Genomic DNA, 18,871 nt, shown 5'->3' with positions numbered 1-18,871 from the left:
TGAGCTGTTGAATTTGATGTATCGAATGCGTAAATCCGTAACCACGATATTATTGCTGACGCTAAGGGACTTGATCGGGTCGCTATCGACAATGCTGATGCGGTTCATTTTTGGCTTATTGGTCTATCACAGTCAATCAGTTGTCTGGCTGCATTAAATTGAGATGTCAAAAAAATACTCACTTCATTCATTGGCTAAGTCCGTTATACTAGAACTTCAAATCTCAATAATGGACTTTTAATTTGTCGCAATCAGACGACCCACATTTTAAACGCGAACAACAGAAATACGACAATCCTGTCGCCAGCCGTGAATATCTTTTACAGCTTCTTGTCGACCACAAACGCCCCTTATCGCTAATGGAGTTCTGGGAGATCCTTGGCCTGAAAGACGAAGACAGCCGGATCGGCATTCAGCGGCGTTTACGTGCCATGGAGCGTGAAGGACAGGTATTGTTTAATCGTCAGAAAAAATATGGTCTGGTGGATAAGATGGATTTGATCCGTGGCCGGGTCATTGGTCATCGCGACGGTTTCGGTTTTCTTAAACGTGAAGACGGTAAACCCGATCTGTATATCGCAGCGCCACAAATGAACATGGTGCTGCATGGCGATATTGTGTTGGTCAAAGAAGCAGAGCGCGATCATAAAGGTAAGCGTGAAGCGCGCATTGTACGAGTCATTGAACCGCGCACAGAACCCATTGTGGGACGTTACTTTTTTGAAAATGGCTTTGGTGTCGTCACGCCAGATGATAGTCGTATCTGTCAGGAAATTATCATCCCGCCTGAACATATTGCCGGCGCCAGACAGGGCAATGTGGTAGTGGTGGAAATTGTGCAGCGTCCCAGACGACGTGTTAGTGCCACCGGTAAAATTGTTGAAGTACTCGGAGAGCATATGGCACCGGGTATGGAAATCGAGATGGCGTTACGTACCCATGATATTCCGCATGAATGGCCTGCTGGCGTTACTGCACAAATCAACGGACTCACCAGCGAAGTGCCGGAACAAGCTAAAAAAGGTCGTCATGATCTGCGTGACATGCCGTTGGTGACGATTGATGGTGAAGATGCCCGTGATTTTGATGATGCTGTATATTGTGAGCCTCGGGATGCTGGTGGTTGGCGGTTATGGGTGGCGATTGCTGATGTGAGTTATTATGTACGCCCTAAAACCGCATTAGACTCGGAAGCGCAAGAGCGCGGAAATTCGGTGTATTTCCCTGAACAAGTAATCCCCATGTTACCGGAAGTGTTGTCCAACGGTTTGTGTTCTTTGAATCCGCAGGTAGACCGCTTGTGTATGGTGTGTGAGATGCAAATCAGCAAAGCCGGTAAGCTGGAACAATTTGAATTCTATGAAGCGGTAATGAATTCCAAGGCTCGTCTTACCTACACCAAGGTTTGGGATATTTTGCAAGGCGATCCGGAATTACATCAACGCTATGCTGAGCAAGTGCCGCATATTCGCAATTTGCATGATTTGTACCGTAGCCTGAAAAAATCCCGCCAGTCTCGCGGTGCAATTGAGTTCGAGACCCAAGAAAACAAATTTATTTTTAACGCCAATAGAAAAATCGACCATATCGTGACCGTAGTGCGCAATGATGCGCACAAATTGATTGAAGAATGCATGATATTGGCTAATGTGAGTGCAGCCAAAATGCTGGAAAAACATCAGGCCGAAGGATTGTATCGGATCCATGATGAACCTGATGCCGACCGTCTCACGGCCTTTTTATCCTATTTGGCTGAAGTCGGTATCGAGCACAATATTAAAGATAAGACAGCCCCGCAGGATTTTACCAAGGTGGTGGATAAAATTCAGGGGCGGCCAGATCAGGAATTAATCCAGACCATGTTACTGCGCTCGATGAAACAGGCGGTTTATGAGCATGATAATATTGGTCATTTTGGATTAGCCTTGGATGCCTATGCCCATTTTACTTCTCCAATCCGTCGTTATCCAGATTTGGTGGTGCATCGGGCTATTAAAGCCATAATCGATAAGCAGAACGGCCATAAACATAAAACGGGTGGTTACGCATATAGTTCCGAAGAAGTGCAGGCATTGGGTGAGCAATGTTCGATGACTGAACGCCGTGCCGATGATGCGACCCGCAGCGTGGCAGACTGGCTTAAGTGTGAATTTATGCAAGATCATGTCGGGGATACTTTTGATGGTGTGATCGCGTCTGTGACCAGTTTTGGTTTTTTTGTACGCTTAACTGAATTTGGTATTGATGGCCTGGTGCATATTACTGCATTGGAAAATGATTATTATCATTTTGATGAAGTGAAATTGCATTTAATTGGTGAGAACAGCCGTCAGGTATATCGTTTAGGCGATCAGTTGCGTGTTAAAGTAGCTGGAGTCAATTTAGATGATCGGAAAATAGACTTTGTGTTGGAAAATACCGGGTCTAAGGCCAACAAATCCAGAGCTAAAGGCGCCAAAGCAGGTACCACAAGAAGATCAACCGGCAAAAAGGCATCCGCGTCTAAATCGTCACGCAAATCACCCGCAAAAAATAAAGCAGCTAAGCCAGAAGCTAAAAAAGCTAAAAAGAAATCGACCGCTAGAAAATCCACAAGGAAAAAATAAATGGCTCAACAAGAATGGCTATATGGCCTACATGCATTACAAGCGGTTATTGAGCGTGAACCGGAAAGATTGATTGAATTATTCGTGCTTAAGGGCCGCGATGATGAAAGGCTGACAAAAATAGTCAATCAAGCTAGACGTTTTGGCATCGCAGTGCAGTTTTGTCAGCGTAAAACCCTGGATGATAAAGTCGACGGTGAGCAACATCAGGGCATTGTGGCCCGCGCTAAACCGGGCAAGCAGTTAAATGAACAGGACTTGGATCGTATTATCGAACGTGAATCGGTGCCCTTTTTATTGGTACTGGATGGGGTGACTGATCCACATAATTTGGGCGCCTGTTTGCGTACGGCTGATGCCGCTGGTGTGCATGCGGTGATAGTACCTAAAGATAAGTCTGCCAAAATTACCGGTACGGTTAGTAAAGTCGCTTGTGGTGCGGCAGAAGTGATTCCGTTGATACAGGTCACTAATTTGGCCAGAACTTTAACCGAGATCCAAAAAGCCGGAGTGTGGGTAGTGGGTACCGCTGGTGAAGCACAACAAGATATTTATCAGGCCAAATTGAATGGTCCAATTGCACTGGTCATGGGCGCCGAAGGTAAAGGTATGCGGCGTTTAACGCGCGAACATTGCGATGAATTGATTAAATTACCTATGGCCGGTTCAGTATCGAGTCTAAATGTATCCGTCGCCACTGGTGTTTGTTTATATGAAATAGTGCGGCAACGGGCGATTTAGTTCAGACAATACTTATCATTATTTTTGCAGATTATTACGGATCAGGCTGGCGCTATTGGTGAGGCTACCAATGGTGCCCAATACGCCCATCACCGAAGCGACAATCATATATAGTGAATTGCCGGAAGTTAATGCAATACCGCCGATAATCAGCAATATCATCAAAGTGATTGGCATCCGGTAATCCCGCCATTTTCCGCTATCGCCGTTGTCGACTAGTTGGGTCAAGGTATCCTTGTCCTCTGCGTATTTGACAAAGTAGGCGAAACTTTGATTAACGATACGTAATCGGCCCCGTTTCACCACAATGAGCCCGTTTAATGCCAGATGTTCCAGCATTTGGACATTAGCCGGATTAATTCTTTTATTTTGAACCAGATAATACAATGCCAGTTTTTCTGCTGCCGAACAGGATTCCCATTTAAAACGGTAAAGTGCTTCGGCTTTTAACAGAATAAAATTGATAGAAGCCCATTCATTATGGGTTTTCTGCCAGTCTTGTAACGTGATCCAGCGCATAAAGTCAAAAGCAATCGCACGCGACGGGGGAGTCTGTACTGGCAGGTCATCTAGCATAAAGGCCAGCATTGGAAATGCATTTATTTCATTGCGGATAAATTCAGCATCAAGATGCGTTTTAAGATCATCCGGTACGATGACAGAAAAATCCATCAGGCATTCGGCCCAGGCAAAATATTCGCTACGATCAAGCTGATGCCGGTTGAGCCATTCATTGCTCAGCATACTGTCTTTCAGGCACAGACGCTGCAAACTGTGGAAGCCACCATATAGTGTGACTTTGTCGAGGTGCCCGCCTATTTGCAGGGATTTGCAATGGTTAACCAGCCTCAACAGTGTGGCACGATGGACCGGATGTTCGAGACTAATTTCAATATCCCATATCTGTAAATGCAATTGTTCAATACTGTCATCAATGCGTACTTTCATATTAGGCAATCGGTCTCCTTTTTCTTGGTCAACCGATTGTGCAATTTCGGTAAATAATGGACAGCATTCGAATAGCTGCCGGAACGCTTCGGGTAGCTTGTCTGGTTGTGTGAGCCATATTTGCAATAACATCGCCAGGCTATGGCCCTCCTGAGGAGCTTCAATCAAGTTAATGATTAAATTTTCTGACGGCTTAAATGTTTGTGGACGTTCAGGTTGTTTGGCTATTTGATAGATATGCCGCAGGAATTGTGGAGATCCATAAAGTCTGATCGCCAGTATTCGCCGATTAAACTTCAGCCAGATCAGGCAAATTAACAAAAACATGCCACCTAAATAAAGAGGATATTTGAAGGTCAAACCGGGTCGCTGAAAATCCGTTACTGGGGGTTTCTCTACCAGCAAATAGCGTTTGACCCAATTGCTGGCATCTGTGGTATTAATTAGTTGGCTAATATGTTCAACATCATTTGGCGAAATAAAGGCTTTGGTTGTTTTCACCTCTTTAAGGGTGTCTCGCCATTGCTGGTTGATTGGCATCAACTCAAGAGGGTTAACCTTAAATTGACTGATCGAATTAGGATAGCGACTCAGGGCAATTTTGGTTATTTCATCGAGTTCTTTATTCAGTCTTGCCGGGTAGACATTTTGGGTATAATACCAACGCAGTGAGCTGGAGGAGGCCATTCCGACACGCGACAAATAGCCATATATCAGACAGCCTAACAACAAAAACAACAGGCACATTGTTTGGGCACCCTGGGCAAGATTGATTGGGGAACGTTGAGCTTGGCGGGATAACTGATAAAAGTGCCGATATTCTTTATAACCCCATAATAAACATACCAACGCCAAACCAAGTGGGAGCCAGTAGGTCGCCATGAGATAAACTGAAGAGGTTTCCGCGTCTACTGATTGTTGGTTGCGATCTATGGCGGCACCAAGCCAAAAGCCCAAGTGGATAGTGCTAACAAAGATAGAGCTAAAGACCATGATTTTACGACGCTCGATGACTTGCGGTATCCCTAGCAAGTGTTTGATTTTATAAGTCCACTCCAGTTTGCGAAACAGGATAATTGCCAGCGCAATAAAGATAAGTATTGATGCCATGCTAATCGTATTAAGCAAAAACAGATTGGTCATGTAGGTGTCCAGACTTTCATCTGGCATAAACGCCACTAGCGCCCACTGGGGTATGGGAGTCGCTTTAAAGCTGAACTTACCTGCGATGCCGTGATAAAAGCCGTCTACCCATTCCAGAGACGCTTTTCTGGAACCATCCAGCCCGGCTCGGATACGATGACTGATGTCATCAGTTCCCTGTCCGAATTCAAATAAATTTTCAATTAAGGTGCGATCATCATCCTGGTGAAACAGCACTTCGCCAGAATCGCGGTCAACCACCATAAAGGTAATATCAAGTAAGTCATTCTTATCATCGATTTCCGACATCGTCAGTGATGCCAGCGCAATATCTGCGGCCAGAATATAATTTTGCTGCTGATCGACCTGATCAGCATTACCTAGAGGCAAAGCCAGCGTAGTACCGCGTGTACCACTACCAATATTACGCAGACGCTGTAGATAGAAGTTTTTATGGATTTGTTGATCCGCAAAGCTGGCTTGCCACCCTTGTTGGTCACGCACTTTTTTGAAATATTCCCTGTGGGACAGGTGGTAGGTTACCGGTTTTTTATTACTTTCAATGGAATAAAACATCGGCAGTATCTGATTACCCTGATTGTCCAGTAGTAGGGCATTAAGGATATGGGCGGGACGACTACGCATTTGCGCCGGATCAAACCACATTGCGTATTTGGATTGACCTGAAAGCTGCACACCCTGATCAAATAAATTAATTTGACTTAAGCCGCTTTTGCTTTTCAGCAACGAAGAAATACCTAACTCTTGCGGTTCGTCGGGCCAGATAAAACTGCCTTGCTCATTGCTGTACGCGCGAATGCGGCTTTGTTCTACTGAAGTGGCAGATGACAATGGGAAGCGGAAAATGGCTTGTTCCAATTGCCGTATATTCTGATCCTCAGGCGCTTGCATAGCACGTACTTTGCTGGTTAATAACTGTCGATAATAGGCTCTATACTGATCCAGCTCAGCAAAAATTTGTTGAAGTTCGTTAGTTACTTTTTGATTCAGTTTGTCTATCCATTGTTCTGCTTTGTCTGCTTTATATTGTTGCTCCAGATGTTTTTCGCCAAAAGCAATCAATATGGCTATCACCATCACAAATAGCATATAGCTGCAAAACATTGTTGCCCGATAAAAGATATTTCCGACAGGCTGGTTGCTGGAAAGCATAAACATCCTGAGCATCATCCAGATAAACAACAATAGAATTAGTACGACTGACAGAAGACTCAAATTCCAGCGCTGATTGTCCTGAGCCTTTAGTAATGACTTGGGCAATACTCCGATTAAATAAAGATGATCTGTTTTGTCATCCGAATGGAGTAGTTTTATTTTACTATCCAGCCTTAATGGATAAATAAATAACCGATAGTCAGTTGAGGTTAGTTTTAGGTCAATATAATGGCTGTAACCGGGCAAGCTTTGATTATCGTTGCTGTTTGAGGACGTTTTACTGGAGGCTAAATCCATCCAGTCAATATTCTGATTTTCGGCGATGGCCCGGCTGATATGACTGACGTCTACAACCGATAAAACCGACTGGTCACCGGTACTGGTAATGACCCGGTTTTTCTTGTCGACGTACAAATACTGCATAAAGCCATTAGTTGGATGGGTCAGAATATCCTCTGCGGCTACACTGGCGAATTTGTCAGTTTTGCCAATCACGTTTATCCAGAACAGTTGTCCATCAAACTCATAGTCATACTGGTTAATTGAGTCAGGTTCACTCGCGGTAGTTGCGTCGTTCCCCGCCGAGCCAACACTTCTGCTATAGCTGGGAAAGATTGAACGGATCATCGATTCGCTTTCATTAAATTTATGTAGGTCTTTCAATTGCAAAATATTTTCGTTTGAGCGTGATGCCGATTCAGACAGCACTCGAAAATAATTAGTGTTAAGGAAATTTTCCTGATTTAGCCGATAGTGATAGTAGGCATAGGCAGCTGCCAGAAGCAGACTGGCTAATATTATCAGCCAGGTTCTTAAAAATTGAGGAGCACGTTGCCGTTCTGGAACATTTTCCGTTTTTGAGGTGGCCATATCCGTGACACATTAATTACCTTTGTATAGTTATTGTTCAAAACCGTCTGAATGTAAAAAAATAACGTAATTAAATGTATTGTTTTGCAACTCAAAGTTATTCTTTCGTCAGCATTGAGTCAGCTATGTAAATGTTGGGTAAAGCCGCAAACATTTCTTTTAATGTAGATTCTAATAACCCTTCGTATCTAACAAGGGTTTGTATATCAAATGAAGTGTTCCAAGGTTTTTTATAGTATTGCCAGCGTATCGATGGCCTTAATGCTTGCTGCTTGCGGTGGTTCGGATGATGAGCAAAGCAGTTATTCTGATTCCTATATTCAGTTTTATAACGGTTCACCCAATAGCGCTTATACCTATTTGTCGATTAATGATTCAACGCTCAGTGGTAGCAGTTACGGTGATGCGACTACGGTGTATACCTATGACGCGGGAGATGTTGACATGGATTTGTCGCGAGTTGATTCTGATGGGCAAAGTATCGATTTAACTAGTAACACCATTTCTCTAAAAAAGGGAATTAAAAAACTGGTTATGCTGACCGGCGATTATCAAGAAGTAAATACAGTGACTTTTGATATAGAACGTCAGGAATATGAAGATCAATTCGATCTTTATGCGACATCAATGGTAAACGGTGGGCAGGGATATGATTTGTACATGGCTGAATCCGGCACCCCCTTCTCTAGTGCTCATTTGGTTGCGAGCACTCAGTATCAATCATTAACCCACGCGACTTACTGGGCTCCTGATGAAGACAGTGATTATTGGGATGAGGATGAATATGTGTTTTACATTACGACCGCTGGCTCGGATGAAGTATTGTTTCAAAGTTCACCAATTAATATGGCTTATTCAACAGAATACGTGGCAGTAATACGTGAAGGTTCAGGACCGACGGGCAGCAATTTAGTACTAGATTTGCTGAATAATTCAACCACGGTGAATAGCTATACGGATATTCAGGCATCGTCACAGTTTAGAGTGTATAACAGCCTTAATGATAGCGATGCGCTATCTGTCGTGTTGGCCGGAAATGCACAGGAATATCCCTTAATGATCGCTAAGGATAGTTTGTCCGATTTTCAAATAGTGGATTATGGTGATTATCGACTATCGGCAACTGATGACACCGGGACTTTATTATCTAATAAATTAATCACTCTTAATCAGGGTGACAGCAAGACCGTGATTTTATTCCACAATGGTGAAGGTAATATGACTTCTATCGCCTTCGATGAAAGTACGTTACCACAGATTTATGATCACAATTTAAATGTATCTAATTTAGTGAGCGATTTTAGCGACGTGGATATCTATTTTGTCCGCCAGGATGAAACAGTTGAAACCGCAGTGTATAAAGTTAAAAACCTTCAGTTTGCTGAAAACGATACAATCAGTTTGCCTAATGGCTTTTATGAGATAGTCGCGGTGTATGAAAAAAGTAGTGATGATGCCACGTTATTATATCGTTCAACATTATTAGATATTAGCGATGAAGCGAACTTTATAGTGACACTTGAGCCGGATACAAATTCACCTACTGGTTATACCGTTAATCTGTTAAAGTAGCCTCAATGGATTGATAAAAGTAGGGTTCTCCCTACTTTTATCTTTCGTACTTAACCACTTAATATGTTTTGTTTACCCTTGGTTAAGGCAGCATAATTAAGCCTCAAATCTTTTTCTAAAATCAACTACCCTATCTGATTCTTTTCTGTTATCATTTCGCGCCCATTTTATCGGGGTATAAGATAAATAACGTCCAATAACGTAAGTTAGCAGGCGTTTTTAACAGCGAAAACTGATTTTCAAGATTTTGCGGGAGCAAAAATGAAGATCTTAACAAGCGGAGCACTAACATGATCCAAATGCAAACTAACCTGGATGTTGCCGATAACTCGGGAGCTCGCAGGGTTCAGTGTATTAAGGTTCTTGGTGGCTCGCATCGCCGTTATGCAGGTATCGGTGACATCATCAAAGTTACTGTCAAGGAAGCAATTCCGCGCGGTAAAGTAAAAAAAGGTGACGTACTGACTGCAGTGGTGGTGCGTACTAGAAAGGGCGTGCGTCGTCCAGACGGATCAGCGATTCGTTTTGATAACAACGCAGCAGTGTTGCTTAATGCAAACAAGCAACCAATTGGTACGCGTATCTTTGGCCCGGTAACCCGTGAGCTTCGTGGTGATAAATACATGAAGATCGTCTCATTGGCCCCAGAGGTACTATAAGGAGTCACGATTATGGCTAGAAAGATTCGTCGTGATGATGAAATCGTCGTATTGGCCGGCAAAGACAAAGGAAAGACAGGTAAAGTCCTGAAAGTCCTGACAGCGTCTGACCGTCTGATCGTAGAAGGTGTGAATGTGGTGAAAAAACACCAGAAGCCTAACCCGCAATTAAACGTTGCTGGTGGGATTGTGGAAAAAGAAGCTTCTATTCATGTATCAAATGTCGCGATTGCTAACCGTGAAGGTAAAGCAGATCGAGTAGGTTTCCGTTTTGAAGATGGTAAAAAAGTACGTTTCTTCAAATCAAACGGTGAACTGATTTAATTTAATTGGAGTGAACGATGGCGAAACTGCATGATTTCTATAAAGAAAACGTTGTAGCTGAACTTGCGAAGCAGTTCGGATACAAAAGCGTCATGCAAGTCCCTCGGATTGAAAAAATCACCTTAAACATGGGTTTAGGTGAAGCTGTAGCGGACAAAAAGGTATTGGAAAATGCCACAGGTGACATGCAAGCGATTGCGGGTCAAAAGCCTGTTGTAACCGTTGCACGTAAATCAGTAGCGGGCTTTAAAATCCGTGAAGGTTATCCGATTGGCTGTAAAGTAACCCTGCGTGGCGAACGTATGTGGGAGTTTTTGGAGCGTTTAATCTCCATTGCTATTCCACGTATCCGTGACTTCCGTGGCTTGAATGCGAAATCATTCGATGGCCGTGGAAATTACAGTATGGGCGTTCGGGAGCAAATCATCTTCCCAGAAATCGACTTTGATAAAGTTGATAAAGTACGCGGTATGGATATCACTATCACTACCAGCGCTACTACTGATGAAGAAGGTCGTGCTCTTCTTGCCGCTTTTAACTTCCCATTCAAGAAATAAGGTTGTAGGGTTATGGCAAAAGAATCAATGAAAGCACGCGAAGTAAAGCGTACTAAGCTGATTGCAAAGTATGCTGAAAAACGCGCTGCGCTTAAAGTAATTATCAGCGATGTTAACGCCTCTGAAGAAGAGCGTTGGGATGCTGTTCTTAAGCTGCAACAACTTCCACGTGATTCCAGTCCTATCCGTCAGCGTAATCGTTGTCGTATAACTGGTCGTCCACATGGTTATCTACGCAAGTTTGGCCTGAGCCGCATTAAGCTACGTGAAGCAGCTATGCGTGGTGAAGTCCCTGGCTTGAAAAAAGCCAGCTGGTAAGGAGTAGCAGATATGAGCATGCAAGATCCTATCGCGGATATGTTTACCCGCATTCGTAACGGACAATTAGCTAACAAAGTTTCTGTTGTTATGCCGTCTTCTAAATTACGTGTGGCGTTAGCCAAAGTATTAAAAGAAGAAGGTTATGTGACAGATTTCAATGTTAAAGGTGACGTTAAGCCTGAATTAGAAGTAACTTTAAAGTACTTCAATGGCAAAAAAGTTATTGAAAACATTGAACGTGTAAGTCGTCCAGGCCTGCGCATCTATAAGAAAAAAGATGAGCTGCCAAAAGTCATGGGTGGTTTGGGTATCGCCATTGTGTCTACATCTAAAGGTGTTATGACTGACCGTGCTGCGCGTAAAGCGGGTATGGGCGGTGAAATCATCGGCTATGTAGCGTAACGGAGGGATAGTCAATGTCACGTGTAGCAAAAGCACCCGTAACTATTCCAGCAGGCGTTGAAATTTCAATCGCTGGTCAGGAAGTTACAGTTAAAGGTAAAAATGGTTCACTGAACCGTGTATTCAATGATGCAGTTGAAGTAGTTAATGAAGAAGGTTCATTAGTTGCTAAACCTCGCGAAGGCGCAGCCGATGGTTGGGCACAAGCAGGTACCGCTCGTTCATTGTTAAACAGCATGGTTACCGGTGTAGCCGAAGGGTTTGAGAAAAAATTGCAGTTATTAGGTGTTGGTTATCGTGCGCAAGCACAAGGTGCCAAACTTAATCTGACTTTAGGTTTCTCACACCCTGTCGTGTTTGAAGTGCCAAACGGCATTAGCGTCGAAACTCCTAGTCAAACTGAAGTCGTCGTTAAAGGCGCTGACAAGCAGTTGGTAGGTCAGGTAGCAGCTAATATTCGTGGGTATCGTCCACCAGAGCCTTATAAAGGTAAAGGTGTGCGTTATGCTGATGAAGCTGTGCGTCGTAAAGAAGCTAAGAAAAAGTAGGTGGGTGAGATGGATAAGAAATCGGCTCGCTTGCGTCGCGCAACTCGCGCACGCAAAAAAATTAGTGAACTGGCAATGCATCGCTTGACTGTTTGTCGCACACCGCGCCATATGTATGCTCAGTTAATCGCACCTTGCGGTTCACAAGTATTGGCAGCAGCATCTACTGTTGAAGCAGATCTTAAAAAAGGCCTGAAAGGGACCGGAAATGCAGATGCAGCAGCAGCGGTTGGTAAAGCGATTGCAGAACGTGCTATCGAGAAAGGCATCAAAGATGTGGCTTTCGATCGCAGCGGATTCAAGTATCACGGTCGGGTTAAAGCGTTAGCTGATGCCGCTCGTGAAGCTGGCCTCAAGTTCTAGGAGTTATCATGGCTAAAGTAGAAGTTCAACAACAGGGTGACCTGTTAGAAAAGCTTATTGCCGTCAATCGTGTGTCTAAAGTAGTTAAAGGTGGTCGCATCTTTAGTTTTACTGCTTTGACCGTGGTAGGTGATGGTAATGGCCGTGTGGGTTTTGGTTACGGTAAAGCGCGTGAAGTTCCTGCTGCTATTCAAAAAGCAATGGAAAAAGCACGTCGCAATCTGGTTACTGTTGATCTTAACGGACACACCTTACAGCACCCGATCAAAGGTCGCCACTCAGGCTCCAAAGTTTATATGCAGCCTGCATCTGAAGGTACCGGTATTATTGCTGGTGGTGCGATGCGTGCAGTATTGGAAGTCGCTGGTGTGCAGAACGTCCTTTCAAAATGTTACGGCTCAACCAACCCCATTAACGTTGTTCGCGCAACGATCAATGCACTGGTTGAAATGAAGTCACCAGAACAAATCGCTGCAAAACGCGGTTTGTCCGTTGATAAGATTTTGGGGTAAGTAGACATGGCTAAAACGATTAAAGTAAAGCAAATCAAAAGCTCTATTGGTCGTTTACCTAAACATAAAGCTACGTTGGTAGGTTTGGGTTTACGTAAAATCGGTCATGTCCGCGAGCTGGAAGATACACCAGCTGTTCGTGGCATGATTAACCGTGTTAATTACATGGTTCAGGTAGTGGAGGAATAATCGATGTATTTAAATACTCTTTCTCCTGCACCAGGAGCAAAAAAATCAGCTAAACGCGTTGGTCGCGGTATAGGTTCAGGTCTCGGAAAAACCGGTGGACGTGGTCACAAAGGTCAGAAATCTCGTTCTGGCAGCAGTGTTCGTCCAGGTTTTGAAGGTGGACAAATGCCTATCCAGCGTCGTCTTCCTAAATTTGGTTTTACGTCACGTAAATCTTTGGTTTCTGACCAAGTTACATTGACTGAAATTGCCAAAGTAGAAGGCGAAGTGGTTTCATTAGCAACATTAAAAGCTGCAGGCTTGGTCAAAAAAGACCGTTTGTTCGTTAAAGTAATGTTGAGCGGTGAAATCTCTCGCGCGGTTACTGTAAGTGGTTTAAAGGTATCTAAAGGCGCTCGTGAAGCAATCGAAGCTGCCGGCGGTAAAGTAGAGGAATAAGCTAAATGGCTAAACCAGGATTGGATTCGTCCGGTGCAAAGGGTGGATTGACCGAACTTAAAACACGGTTGTTGTTCGTACTTGGTGCGATCATCGTATTGAGACTCGGCTCATTCGTACCGCTTCCTGGTATTGATGCTGCTGTATTAGCTCAATTATTTGAGCAACAAAAGGGTACTATCGTAGAAATGTTTAACATGTTCTCCGGTGGTGCACTTTCGCGCGCATCAGTTCTTGCATTGGGGATCATGCCTTATATTTCAGCATCAATCATTATGCAGCTGTTGACTGTGGTTCATCCACGCATGGCTGAGTTGAAAAAAGAAGGTGAGGCGGGACGTCGCAAGATCAGTCAATACACTCGGTATTTTACCTTGGTATTATCGATCTTTCAGGCCATTGCCATTGCTAAGACCTTACCCAATATGGTGTCAGGTTTGGTAATAAATCCCGGTTTTGGATTCTACTTTACGGCTGTTGTGAGCCTGGTCACCGGTACCATGTTTTTGATGTGGTTAGGTGAGCAAATTACAGAGCGGGGTATCGGTAACGGTATCTCGATTCTGATCTTTACCGGTATTGTTGCTGGTTTGCCTGCAGCTTTAGGCAAAACGGTTGAACAAGCAAGACAAGGTGATTTGAACTTACTGTTCTTGTTGCTTATTGGTGTAATTATTATAGCTGTAACTTACTTTGTAGTGTTTATGGAACGCGGACAGCGCCGCATAGTGGTTAACTATGCCAAGCGTCAACAAGGGCGTAAAGTCTTTGCCGCGCAAAGTACCCATTTACCGCTTAAAGTAAATATGGCTGGGGTTATTCCACCGATTTTCGCATCCAGTATTATTCTGTTTCCTGGTACTATTGCCAGCTGGTTTGGTCAGAATGAGTCTATGTCCTGGTTACAGGACGTATCCTTAATGTTGTCTCCTGGGCAACCTCTGTATGTGATGTTGTATGCGACGGCGATTATCTTTTTCTGTTTCTTCTATACTGCGTTGGTGTTTAACCCACGTGAAACAGCAGATAACTTGAAGAAGTCCGGTGCTTTTGTACCCGGTATTCGTCCCGGCGAACAGACATCCAGGTATATCGATAAAGTAATGACTCGCCTGACATTGGCAGGTGCGCTTTATATAACCTTTATTTGTTTGGTTCCTGAATTCATGATGATAGCGTGGAATGTTCAATTCTATTTCGGTGGTACATCATTATTGATTATCGTCGTAGTTATCATGGATTTCATGGCTCAGGTGCAGACTCATTTGATGTCACATCAATATGATTCTGTTCTTAAAAAAGCCAATCTTAAAAGCTACGGCCGATAAGATTTGGTCATTAACGGAGTGATGTAATGAAAGTTCGTGCATCAGTTAAAAAGATTTGCCGTAACTGTAAAGTCATCAAGCGCAACGGTGTTGTGCGAGTAATTTGCAGTTCAGACCCTAAGCATAAGCAAAGGCAAGGCTAATCAGGCAGCTTATTTATTAAGCTAAATATTGCAATTTAGTCGTCAGGTAAGTATCCTATCGGGCTTTTTAGGCTGGCGACAAGAACATAGAGGAGTACTGTTAGTGGCCCGTATTGCTGGCATTAACATTCCGGAACATAAGCACACCGTAGTAGCAATTACTTCTATATACGGTATCGGCCAAACGCGTGCTAAAAGCATTTGTGTCGAAGCTGGTGTTGCAGAGAACGCCAAGATTAAAGATCTTGACGAAGCACAATTAGACAAACTACGTGATGCAGTAGCCAAGTTCACCGTTGAAGGTGACCTGCGTCGTGAAGTTTCCATGAACATCAAACGTTTGATGGACCTAGGTTGTTTCCGTGGTATTCGCCACCGTCGCAGCTTGCCTCTTCGTGGTCAGCGCACTAAAACTAATGCGCGTACCCGTAAAGGTCCTCGCAAGCCAATTAAAAAGTAAGCGGGGGTTATAATGGCTAAAACACCTATTAAGCGTAAACGCGCTAAACGTCAAGTTGCTGATGGTATGGCTCATATCCATGCTTCTTTCAACAACACGATTGTGACAATTACTGATCGTCAGGGTAATGCTCTTTCTTGGGCAACATCTGGTGGCTCTGGTTTCCGTGGTTCACGTAAATCTACCCCATTTGCTGCACAGGTTGCTGCAGAGCGCGCAGGCGTTGCTGCTCAAGAGTATGGTTTGAAAAACCTTGAAGTATTCGTTAAAGGTCCAGGTCCAGGCCGTGAGTCTGCGATCCGAGCTTTGAATGCTACAGGTTATAAAATCACAAATATTACCGATGTGACGCCTATACCGCACAACGGTTGTCGTCCACCGAAAAAACGTCGAGTTTAATCGCCGGACAGTTGGAGAAAGATCATGGCAAGATATTTGGGTCCAAAACTCAAACTTAGCCGCCGCGAAGGAACAGATTTGTTCCTTAAAAGTGGCGTTCGGGCAATTGACTCGAAATGTAAAATTGATACCGCACCTGGTCAGCATGGCGCCCGTCGTGGCCGCTTATCTGATTACGGTGTGCAATTGCGCGAAAAGCAAAAAGTACGTCGTATGTATGGCGTATTGGAAAAGCAGTTCCGTAACTACTACAAAGAAGCTGCTCGTTTGAAAGGTAATACAGGTGAAAATCTGTTACAACTTCTTGAACAGCGTCTGGATAATGTTGTTTATCGTATGGGTTTTGCCAGCACTCGTGCTGAAGCTCGTCAGTTGGTAAGCCACAAAGCCATTGTAGTAAATGACGGCGTTGTTAACGTACCTTCTTACAGCGTTTCTGCGGAAGACGTTGTGTCTGTACGCGAAAAATCTAAAAAACAGGCACGTATTGTGGCTGCTTTAGAATTGGCAGAGCAACGTGAGAAACCAACTTGGATTGAAGTAGATAGCACAAAAATGGCAGGCGTTTTCAAGCGTTTACCAGAACGTGAAGATTTATCTGCTGAAATTAACGAACAGTTGATCGTCGAACTTTACTCTAAGTAAAGCTTAAAGAAGAGAGGAAACAATGTCAGGTTCTGTAACTGAATTCCTAAAACCAAGGTTAGTTGAAATAGAAAACGTATCTCAATCACGTGCAAAGGTAACTTTAGAACCTTTAGAACGTGGTTTTGGACACACTCTTGGTAATGCGTTACGTCGTATACTTTTGTCATCTATGCCAGGTTGTGCAGTGACTGAAGTAGAAATCGACGGTGTTTTACACGAGTACAGTACTAAAGAAGGTGTTCAGGAAGACGTTATTGAAATTCTGCTAAATCTAAAAGGTTTAGCTGTTCGCCTGGAAGGTAAAAACGAAGCGACACTGACTTTGGTTAAATCCGGTTCAGGCGCGGTTGTGGCTGGAGATATCCAGCATGATGGTGATGTCGAGATCGTTAACCCTGACCATGTCATTTGTACTTTAACAGGCGATGCTGAAATCAGTATGCGCATTAAAGTAGAAATGGGTCGTGGCTATGTTCCAGCATCAATTCGTCGTTCCTCTGAAGAAGATGATCGTCCAATTGGTCGTTTACTTGTTGACGCTTCCTTTAGTCCGGTTGACCGTATTGCATACAATGTAGAATCTGCACGTGTTGAACAACGTACAGATTTAGATAAATTAATCATTGATATGGAAACTAACGGCACAATCGATCCAGAAGAAGCTATTCGTCGTGCGGCTACCATTCTGGCAGAGCAGCTAGATGCATTTGTAGAACTTCGTGATATATCTGAGCCTGTGGAAAAAGAAGAAAAACCGGAATTCGATCCGATTTTACTTCGCCCAGTTGATGATCTCGAACTTACAGTACGCTCTGCTAACTGTCTGAAAGCCGAAGCTATCCAGTATATTGGTGACCTGGTACAACGCACCGAAGTTGAGCTATTAAAAACGCCTAACTTGGGTAAAAAATCTCTTACTGAGATTAAAGATGTACTGGCTTCTCGTGGACTTTCATTGGGTATGCGCCTAGAAAATTGGCCTCCTGAAAGTATTGCTGAGAAAGACTAATCAGGTTTCACGTTAAACTGATTTAATAAGAAGGAAAGTACTATGCGCCATCGTCATAGTGGTCGACAGTTAAATCGCAATAGCAGCCATCGCCAAGCGATGTTTCGCAATATGGCGAGCTCTTTGGTAAAGCATGAAGTAATTAAAACTACTTTGCCAAAAGCGAAAGAACTTCGTCGCGTGATTGAACCTCTTATCACTCTTGCTAAGCAAGACAGTGTGGCTAATCGCCGTCTGGCCTTTGCTCGTACTCGTGATAAAGAAGTAGTTGGTAAATTGTTCAACGATCTTGGACCACGTTATGTGGAACGCCCAGGTGGTTACATTCGTATATTGAAATGTGGCTTCCGTACAGGTGATAAAGCGCCAATGGCTTATGTTGAACTAGTTGATCGCCCAGTAACTGAAGCAGTTGAAACTGTTGAAGAAGTTGCTGCTGAGTAATCAATTCAAAATATAAAAAACCGGGTATATACCCGGTTTTTTTATGCCTGAATTTTATTAACGATTAATCAGTCGTGAATGGCTTGAGCTATTTCTTCAACGGATGCACCGCCTTGAGTTGCATATTGGGTTAACTCTTGATCACTTACACCAGCATTTCTAGCTGTTTCAATAATTTTTATTACCTGACTGCGCTGTGCTGAGGATTCTCTTACCGCGGTAGTAACAACATCTTCGGCATCATTTGGAAATGCGACTAATAATGCATCAACAATATATTCACCGACAAAGGGGACGGCATCTATTGCAGAAGTAATAATGTCAACTAACTTATTGGGATGTGCTCTGGCCACGGTGCTAACAATAGCATCGGCTGAATCAGGCTCAGTCACCACGGCAATTCGGACAATTTCATTTAATTCTTCTGGCGTGGATTGGGCGGCTGCGCTAGCTACAAAATCAACATAGCTTGGTTCAGCTTTAATGGCGGTTAAAACAATATTGCCACAACTAGCAATTCCTTTGGATAGAGCGATTCGAACCACATCTTCAGTTAATGCAGGCTGAGCCGCAATGGCGGCGTGAATAATCTCTTTATATTTAGCCGGATATAAATCAAGAGCAGTTCCCACCACAACATCAACTTCCTGCGGGTAGTGGCTCATAATACTTTTGATCGCTCTGCCTAATGACATATTTTGCTGAACTTGTTGTTCAATAAAATCGGCTGTCAACTGATTATCTTCGGGGGGGCTGGTTCCTTCTGCCGCAAAACTTTGTACTGTATATAACAGCAAAATAGATCCAAGCACCTTTTTCATCTATAACCTCGTTACTTATAATAATAATTGTTGAACTATATATAGAGACAATAACACACCAACTTAGTTCATTTGTTACAAAAAATATACATCTTAATTAAGTTTTCAAGGTGTTTAGGCCAAAAAACCATCAAACAGTCAAAAAGGATAAAAAAGGAGTTGACGGTTTAGGATGAGGATGTAGAATGCGCGCTCGCTTCAGGGGAGTCCGGAAGGGCAGTACTGAAGAGGAGTGAGGCAAGAAAAAAGG

General features: G+C 43.5%; 22 protein-coding genes. 20 read left to right on the top strand and 2 right to left on the bottom strand.

Features of this window, described 5'->3' with window-relative positions:
- Positions 1–242: 242 nt before the first annotated feature.
- Together rnr and rlmB are read left to right on the top strand one after the other, a co-directional pair.
- Positions 243–2,606, top strand: coding sequence for a ribonuclease R (gene rnr / locus ACTD55_RS10915; RefSeq protein WP_438864362.1), 2,364 nt, complete (start codon positions 243–245; stop codon positions 2,604–2,606).
- Entirely contained in the window at positions 2,607–3,347 is a 741-nt protein-coding gene (gene rlmB / locus ACTD55_RS10910; protein WP_438864361.1) for a 23S rRNA (guanosine(2251)-2'-O)-methyltransferase RlmB, read from the top strand. It begins immediately after the preceding gene.
- A gap of 18 nt (positions 3,348–3,365) precedes the next feature.
- On the opposite strand, the gene ACTD55_RS10905 is transcribed toward rlmB, so the two are convergent.
- On the bottom strand, positions 3,366–7,484 hold the full coding sequence (locus ACTD55_RS10905) for a hypothetical protein (RefSeq protein ID WP_438864360.1): 4,119 nt from the start codon (positions 7,482–7,484) through the stop codon (positions 3,366–3,368).
- Between the two features lie 210 nt (positions 7,485–7,694).
- On the opposite strand from ACTD55_RS10905, the gene ACTD55_RS10900 reads away from it, so the two are divergent.
- The 18 genes from ACTD55_RS10900 (at position 7,695) to rplQ (ending at position 17,800) form a co-directional block, all read left to right on the top strand.
- On the top strand, positions 7,695–9,056 hold the full coding sequence (locus tag ACTD55_RS10900) for a DUF4397 domain-containing protein (protein WP_438864359.1): 1,362 nt from the start codon (positions 7,695–7,697) through the stop codon (positions 9,054–9,056).
- Between the two features lie 290 nt (positions 9,057–9,346).
- Entirely contained in the window at positions 9,347–9,715 is a 369-nt protein-coding gene (gene rplN / locus ACTD55_RS10895; RefSeq protein WP_416307104.1) for a 50S ribosomal protein L14, read from the top strand.
- 12 nt (positions 9,716–9,727) lie between these two features.
- Entirely contained in the window at positions 9,728–10,039 is a 312-nt protein-coding gene (gene rplX / locus ACTD55_RS10890) for a 50S ribosomal protein L24 (RefSeq protein ID WP_416307105.1), read from the top strand.
- A gap of 17 nt (positions 10,040–10,056) precedes the next feature.
- A complete protein-coding gene (gene rplE / locus ACTD55_RS10885) occupies positions 10,057–10,596 on the top strand; it encodes a 50S ribosomal protein L5 (protein WP_438864358.1) in 540 nt (179 codons plus the stop codon).
- A 12-nt stretch (positions 10,597–10,608) separates the two neighbouring features.
- Positions 10,609–10,914, top strand: coding sequence for a 30S ribosomal protein S14 (gene rpsN / locus ACTD55_RS10880; protein ID WP_438864357.1), 306 nt, complete (start codon positions 10,609–10,611; stop codon positions 10,912–10,914).
- Positions 10,915–10,926: 12 nt separating this feature from the next.
- The gene (gene rpsH, locus ACTD55_RS10875) at positions 10,927–11,319 is read left to right on the top strand and encodes a 30S ribosomal protein S8 (RefSeq protein WP_438864356.1); all 393 of its coding nucleotides are present in this window, start codon (positions 10,927–10,929) and stop codon (positions 11,317–11,319) included.
- A gap of 14 nt (positions 11,320–11,333) precedes the next feature.
- Positions 11,334–11,867 carry a 50S ribosomal protein L6 gene (gene rplF / locus ACTD55_RS10870; RefSeq protein ID WP_438864355.1) on the top strand — a complete coding sequence of 178 codons (534 nt, stop codon included), beginning with the start codon at positions 11,334–11,336 and terminating at the stop codon, positions 11,865–11,867.
- Between the two features lie 9 nt (positions 11,868–11,876).
- Positions 11,877–12,230 carry a 50S ribosomal protein L18 gene (gene rplR, locus ACTD55_RS10865; RefSeq protein WP_438864354.1) on the top strand — a complete coding sequence of 118 codons (354 nt, stop codon included), beginning with the start codon at positions 11,877–11,879 and terminating at the stop codon, positions 12,228–12,230.
- Between the two features lie 8 nt (positions 12,231–12,238).
- Complete coding sequence (rpsE, locus tag ACTD55_RS10860) at positions 12,239–12,742, top strand: 30S ribosomal protein S5 (RefSeq protein ID WP_416307111.1); 504 nt, start codon at positions 12,239–12,241, stop codon at positions 12,740–12,742.
- A gap of 6 nt (positions 12,743–12,748) precedes the next feature.
- On the top strand, positions 12,749–12,931 hold the full coding sequence (rpmD, locus tag ACTD55_RS10855) for a 50S ribosomal protein L30 (protein ID WP_416307112.1): 183 nt from the start codon (positions 12,749–12,751) through the stop codon (positions 12,929–12,931).
- Positions 12,932–12,934: 3 nt separating this feature from the next.
- Positions 12,935–13,369 (top strand): 50S ribosomal protein L15, encoded by a 435-nt coding sequence (rplO, locus tag ACTD55_RS10850; protein ID WP_438864353.1) that lies wholly within the window; start codon positions 12,935–12,937, stop codon positions 13,367–13,369.
- A gap of 5 nt (positions 13,370–13,374) precedes the next feature.
- Entirely contained in the window at positions 13,375–14,697 is a 1,323-nt protein-coding gene (gene secY / locus ACTD55_RS10845) for a preprotein translocase subunit SecY (protein WP_438864352.1), read from the top strand.
- A 26-nt stretch (positions 14,698–14,723) separates the two neighbouring features.
- On the top strand, positions 14,724–14,840 hold the full coding sequence (rpmJ, locus tag ACTD55_RS10840; protein ID WP_012519217.1) for a 50S ribosomal protein L36: 117 nt from the start codon (positions 14,724–14,726) through the stop codon (positions 14,838–14,840).
- 103 nt (positions 14,841–14,943) lie between these two features.
- Complete coding sequence (gene rpsM / locus ACTD55_RS10835) at positions 14,944–15,300, top strand: 30S ribosomal protein S13 (protein WP_416307115.1); 357 nt, start codon at positions 14,944–14,946, stop codon at positions 15,298–15,300.
- A 12-nt stretch (positions 15,301–15,312) separates the two neighbouring features.
- Positions 15,313–15,699 carry a 30S ribosomal protein S11 gene (gene rpsK / locus ACTD55_RS10830; protein ID WP_416307116.1) on the top strand — a complete coding sequence of 129 codons (387 nt, stop codon included), beginning with the start codon at positions 15,313–15,315 and terminating at the stop codon, positions 15,697–15,699.
- Positions 15,700–15,723: 24 nt separating this feature from the next.
- The gene (gene rpsD, locus ACTD55_RS10825; protein ID WP_438864351.1) at positions 15,724–16,344 is read left to right on the top strand and encodes a 30S ribosomal protein S4; all 621 of its coding nucleotides are present in this window, start codon (positions 15,724–15,726) and stop codon (positions 16,342–16,344) included.
- A gap of 22 nt (positions 16,345–16,366) precedes the next feature.
- Positions 16,367–17,356, top strand: coding sequence for a DNA-directed RNA polymerase subunit alpha (locus ACTD55_RS10820; protein ID WP_416307118.1), 990 nt, complete (start codon positions 16,367–16,369; stop codon positions 17,354–17,356).
- Between the two features lie 42 nt (positions 17,357–17,398).
- A complete protein-coding gene (gene rplQ, locus ACTD55_RS10815) occupies positions 17,399–17,800 on the top strand; it encodes a 50S ribosomal protein L17 (protein ID WP_438864350.1) in 402 nt (133 codons plus the stop codon).
- Positions 17,801–17,868: 68 nt separating this feature from the next.
- On the opposite strand, the gene ACTD55_RS10810 is transcribed toward rplQ, so the two are convergent.
- On the bottom strand, positions 17,869–18,621 hold the full coding sequence (locus ACTD55_RS10810; protein ID WP_438864349.1) for a hypothetical protein: 753 nt from the start codon (positions 18,619–18,621) through the stop codon (positions 17,869–17,871).
- Between the last annotated feature and the right edge of the window lie 250 nt (positions 18,622–18,871).

It is taken from the genome of Neptunicella sp. (assembly GCF_048268085.1).
Taxonomy (GTDB): domain Bacteria; phylum Pseudomonadota; class Gammaproteobacteria; order Enterobacterales; family Alteromonadaceae; genus Neptunicella.
This window is presented reverse-complemented; position numbering and strand designations above follow the sequence as displayed.

What these genes read in the sequence shown, in the direction of transcription:
- rplQ (WP_438864350.1), top strand. Translation starts at nt 17,399, where the DNA reads ATGCGCCATCGTCATAGTGGTCGACAGTTAAATCGCAATAGCAGCCAT.
- rpsD (WP_438864351.1), top strand. Translation starts at nt 15,724, where the DNA reads ATGGCAAGATATTTGGGTCCAAAACTCAAACTTAGCCGCCGCGAAGGA.
- rplF (WP_438864355.1), top strand. Translation starts at nt 11,334, where the DNA reads ATGTCACGTGTAGCAAAAGCACCCGTAACTATTCCAGCAGGCGTTGAA.
- rplN (WP_416307104.1), top strand. Translation starts at nt 9,347, where the DNA reads ATGATCCAAATGCAAACTAACCTGGATGTTGCCGATAACTCGGGAGCT.
- rpsK (WP_416307116.1), top strand. Translation starts at nt 15,313, where the DNA reads ATGGCTAAAACACCTATTAAGCGTAAACGCGCTAAACGTCAAGTTGCT.
- ACTD55_RS10820 (WP_416307118.1), top strand. Translation starts at nt 16,367, where the DNA reads ATGTCAGGTTCTGTAACTGAATTCCTAAAACCAAGGTTAGTTGAAATA.
- rpmJ (WP_012519217.1), top strand. Translation starts at nt 14,724, where the DNA reads ATGAAAGTTCGTGCATCAGTTAAAAAGATTTGCCGTAACTGTAAAGTC.
- rpsN (WP_438864357.1), top strand. Translation starts at nt 10,609, where the DNA reads ATGGCAAAAGAATCAATGAAAGCACGCGAAGTAAAGCGTACTAAGCTG.
- rplE (WP_438864358.1), top strand. Translation starts at nt 10,057, where the DNA reads ATGGCGAAACTGCATGATTTCTATAAAGAAAACGTTGTAGCTGAACTT.
- rplX (WP_416307105.1), top strand. Translation starts at nt 9,728, where the DNA reads ATGGCTAGAAAGATTCGTCGTGATGATGAAATCGTCGTATTGGCCGGC.
- ACTD55_RS10905 (WP_438864360.1), bottom strand. Translation starts at nt 7,484, where the DNA reads ATGGCCACCTCAAAAACGGAAAATGTTCCAGAACGGCAACGTGCTCCT.
- rplR (WP_438864354.1), top strand. Translation starts at nt 11,877, where the DNA reads ATGGATAAGAAATCGGCTCGCTTGCGTCGCGCAACTCGCGCACGCAAA.
- rpmD (WP_416307112.1), top strand. Translation starts at nt 12,749, where the DNA reads ATGGCTAAAACGATTAAAGTAAAGCAAATCAAAAGCTCTATTGGTCGT.
- ACTD55_RS10900 (WP_438864359.1), top strand. Translation starts at nt 7,695, where the DNA reads ATGAAGTGTTCCAAGGTTTTTTATAGTATTGCCAGCGTATCGATGGCC.
- rpsH (WP_438864356.1), top strand. Translation starts at nt 10,927, where the DNA reads ATGAGCATGCAAGATCCTATCGCGGATATGTTTACCCGCATTCGTAAC.
- secY (WP_438864352.1), top strand. Translation starts at nt 13,375, where the DNA reads ATGGCTAAACCAGGATTGGATTCGTCCGGTGCAAAGGGTGGATTGACC.
- rplO (WP_438864353.1), top strand. Translation starts at nt 12,935, where the DNA reads ATGTATTTAAATACTCTTTCTCCTGCACCAGGAGCAAAAAAATCAGCT.
- rlmB (WP_438864361.1), top strand. Translation starts at nt 2,607, where the DNA reads ATGGCTCAACAAGAATGGCTATATGGCCTACATGCATTACAAGCGGTT.
- ACTD55_RS10810 (WP_438864349.1), bottom strand. Translation starts at nt 18,621, where the DNA reads ATGAAAAAGGTGCTTGGATCTATTTTGCTGTTATATACAGTACAAAGT.
- rpsE (WP_416307111.1), top strand. Translation starts at nt 12,239, where the DNA reads ATGGCTAAAGTAGAAGTTCAACAACAGGGTGACCTGTTAGAAAAGCTT.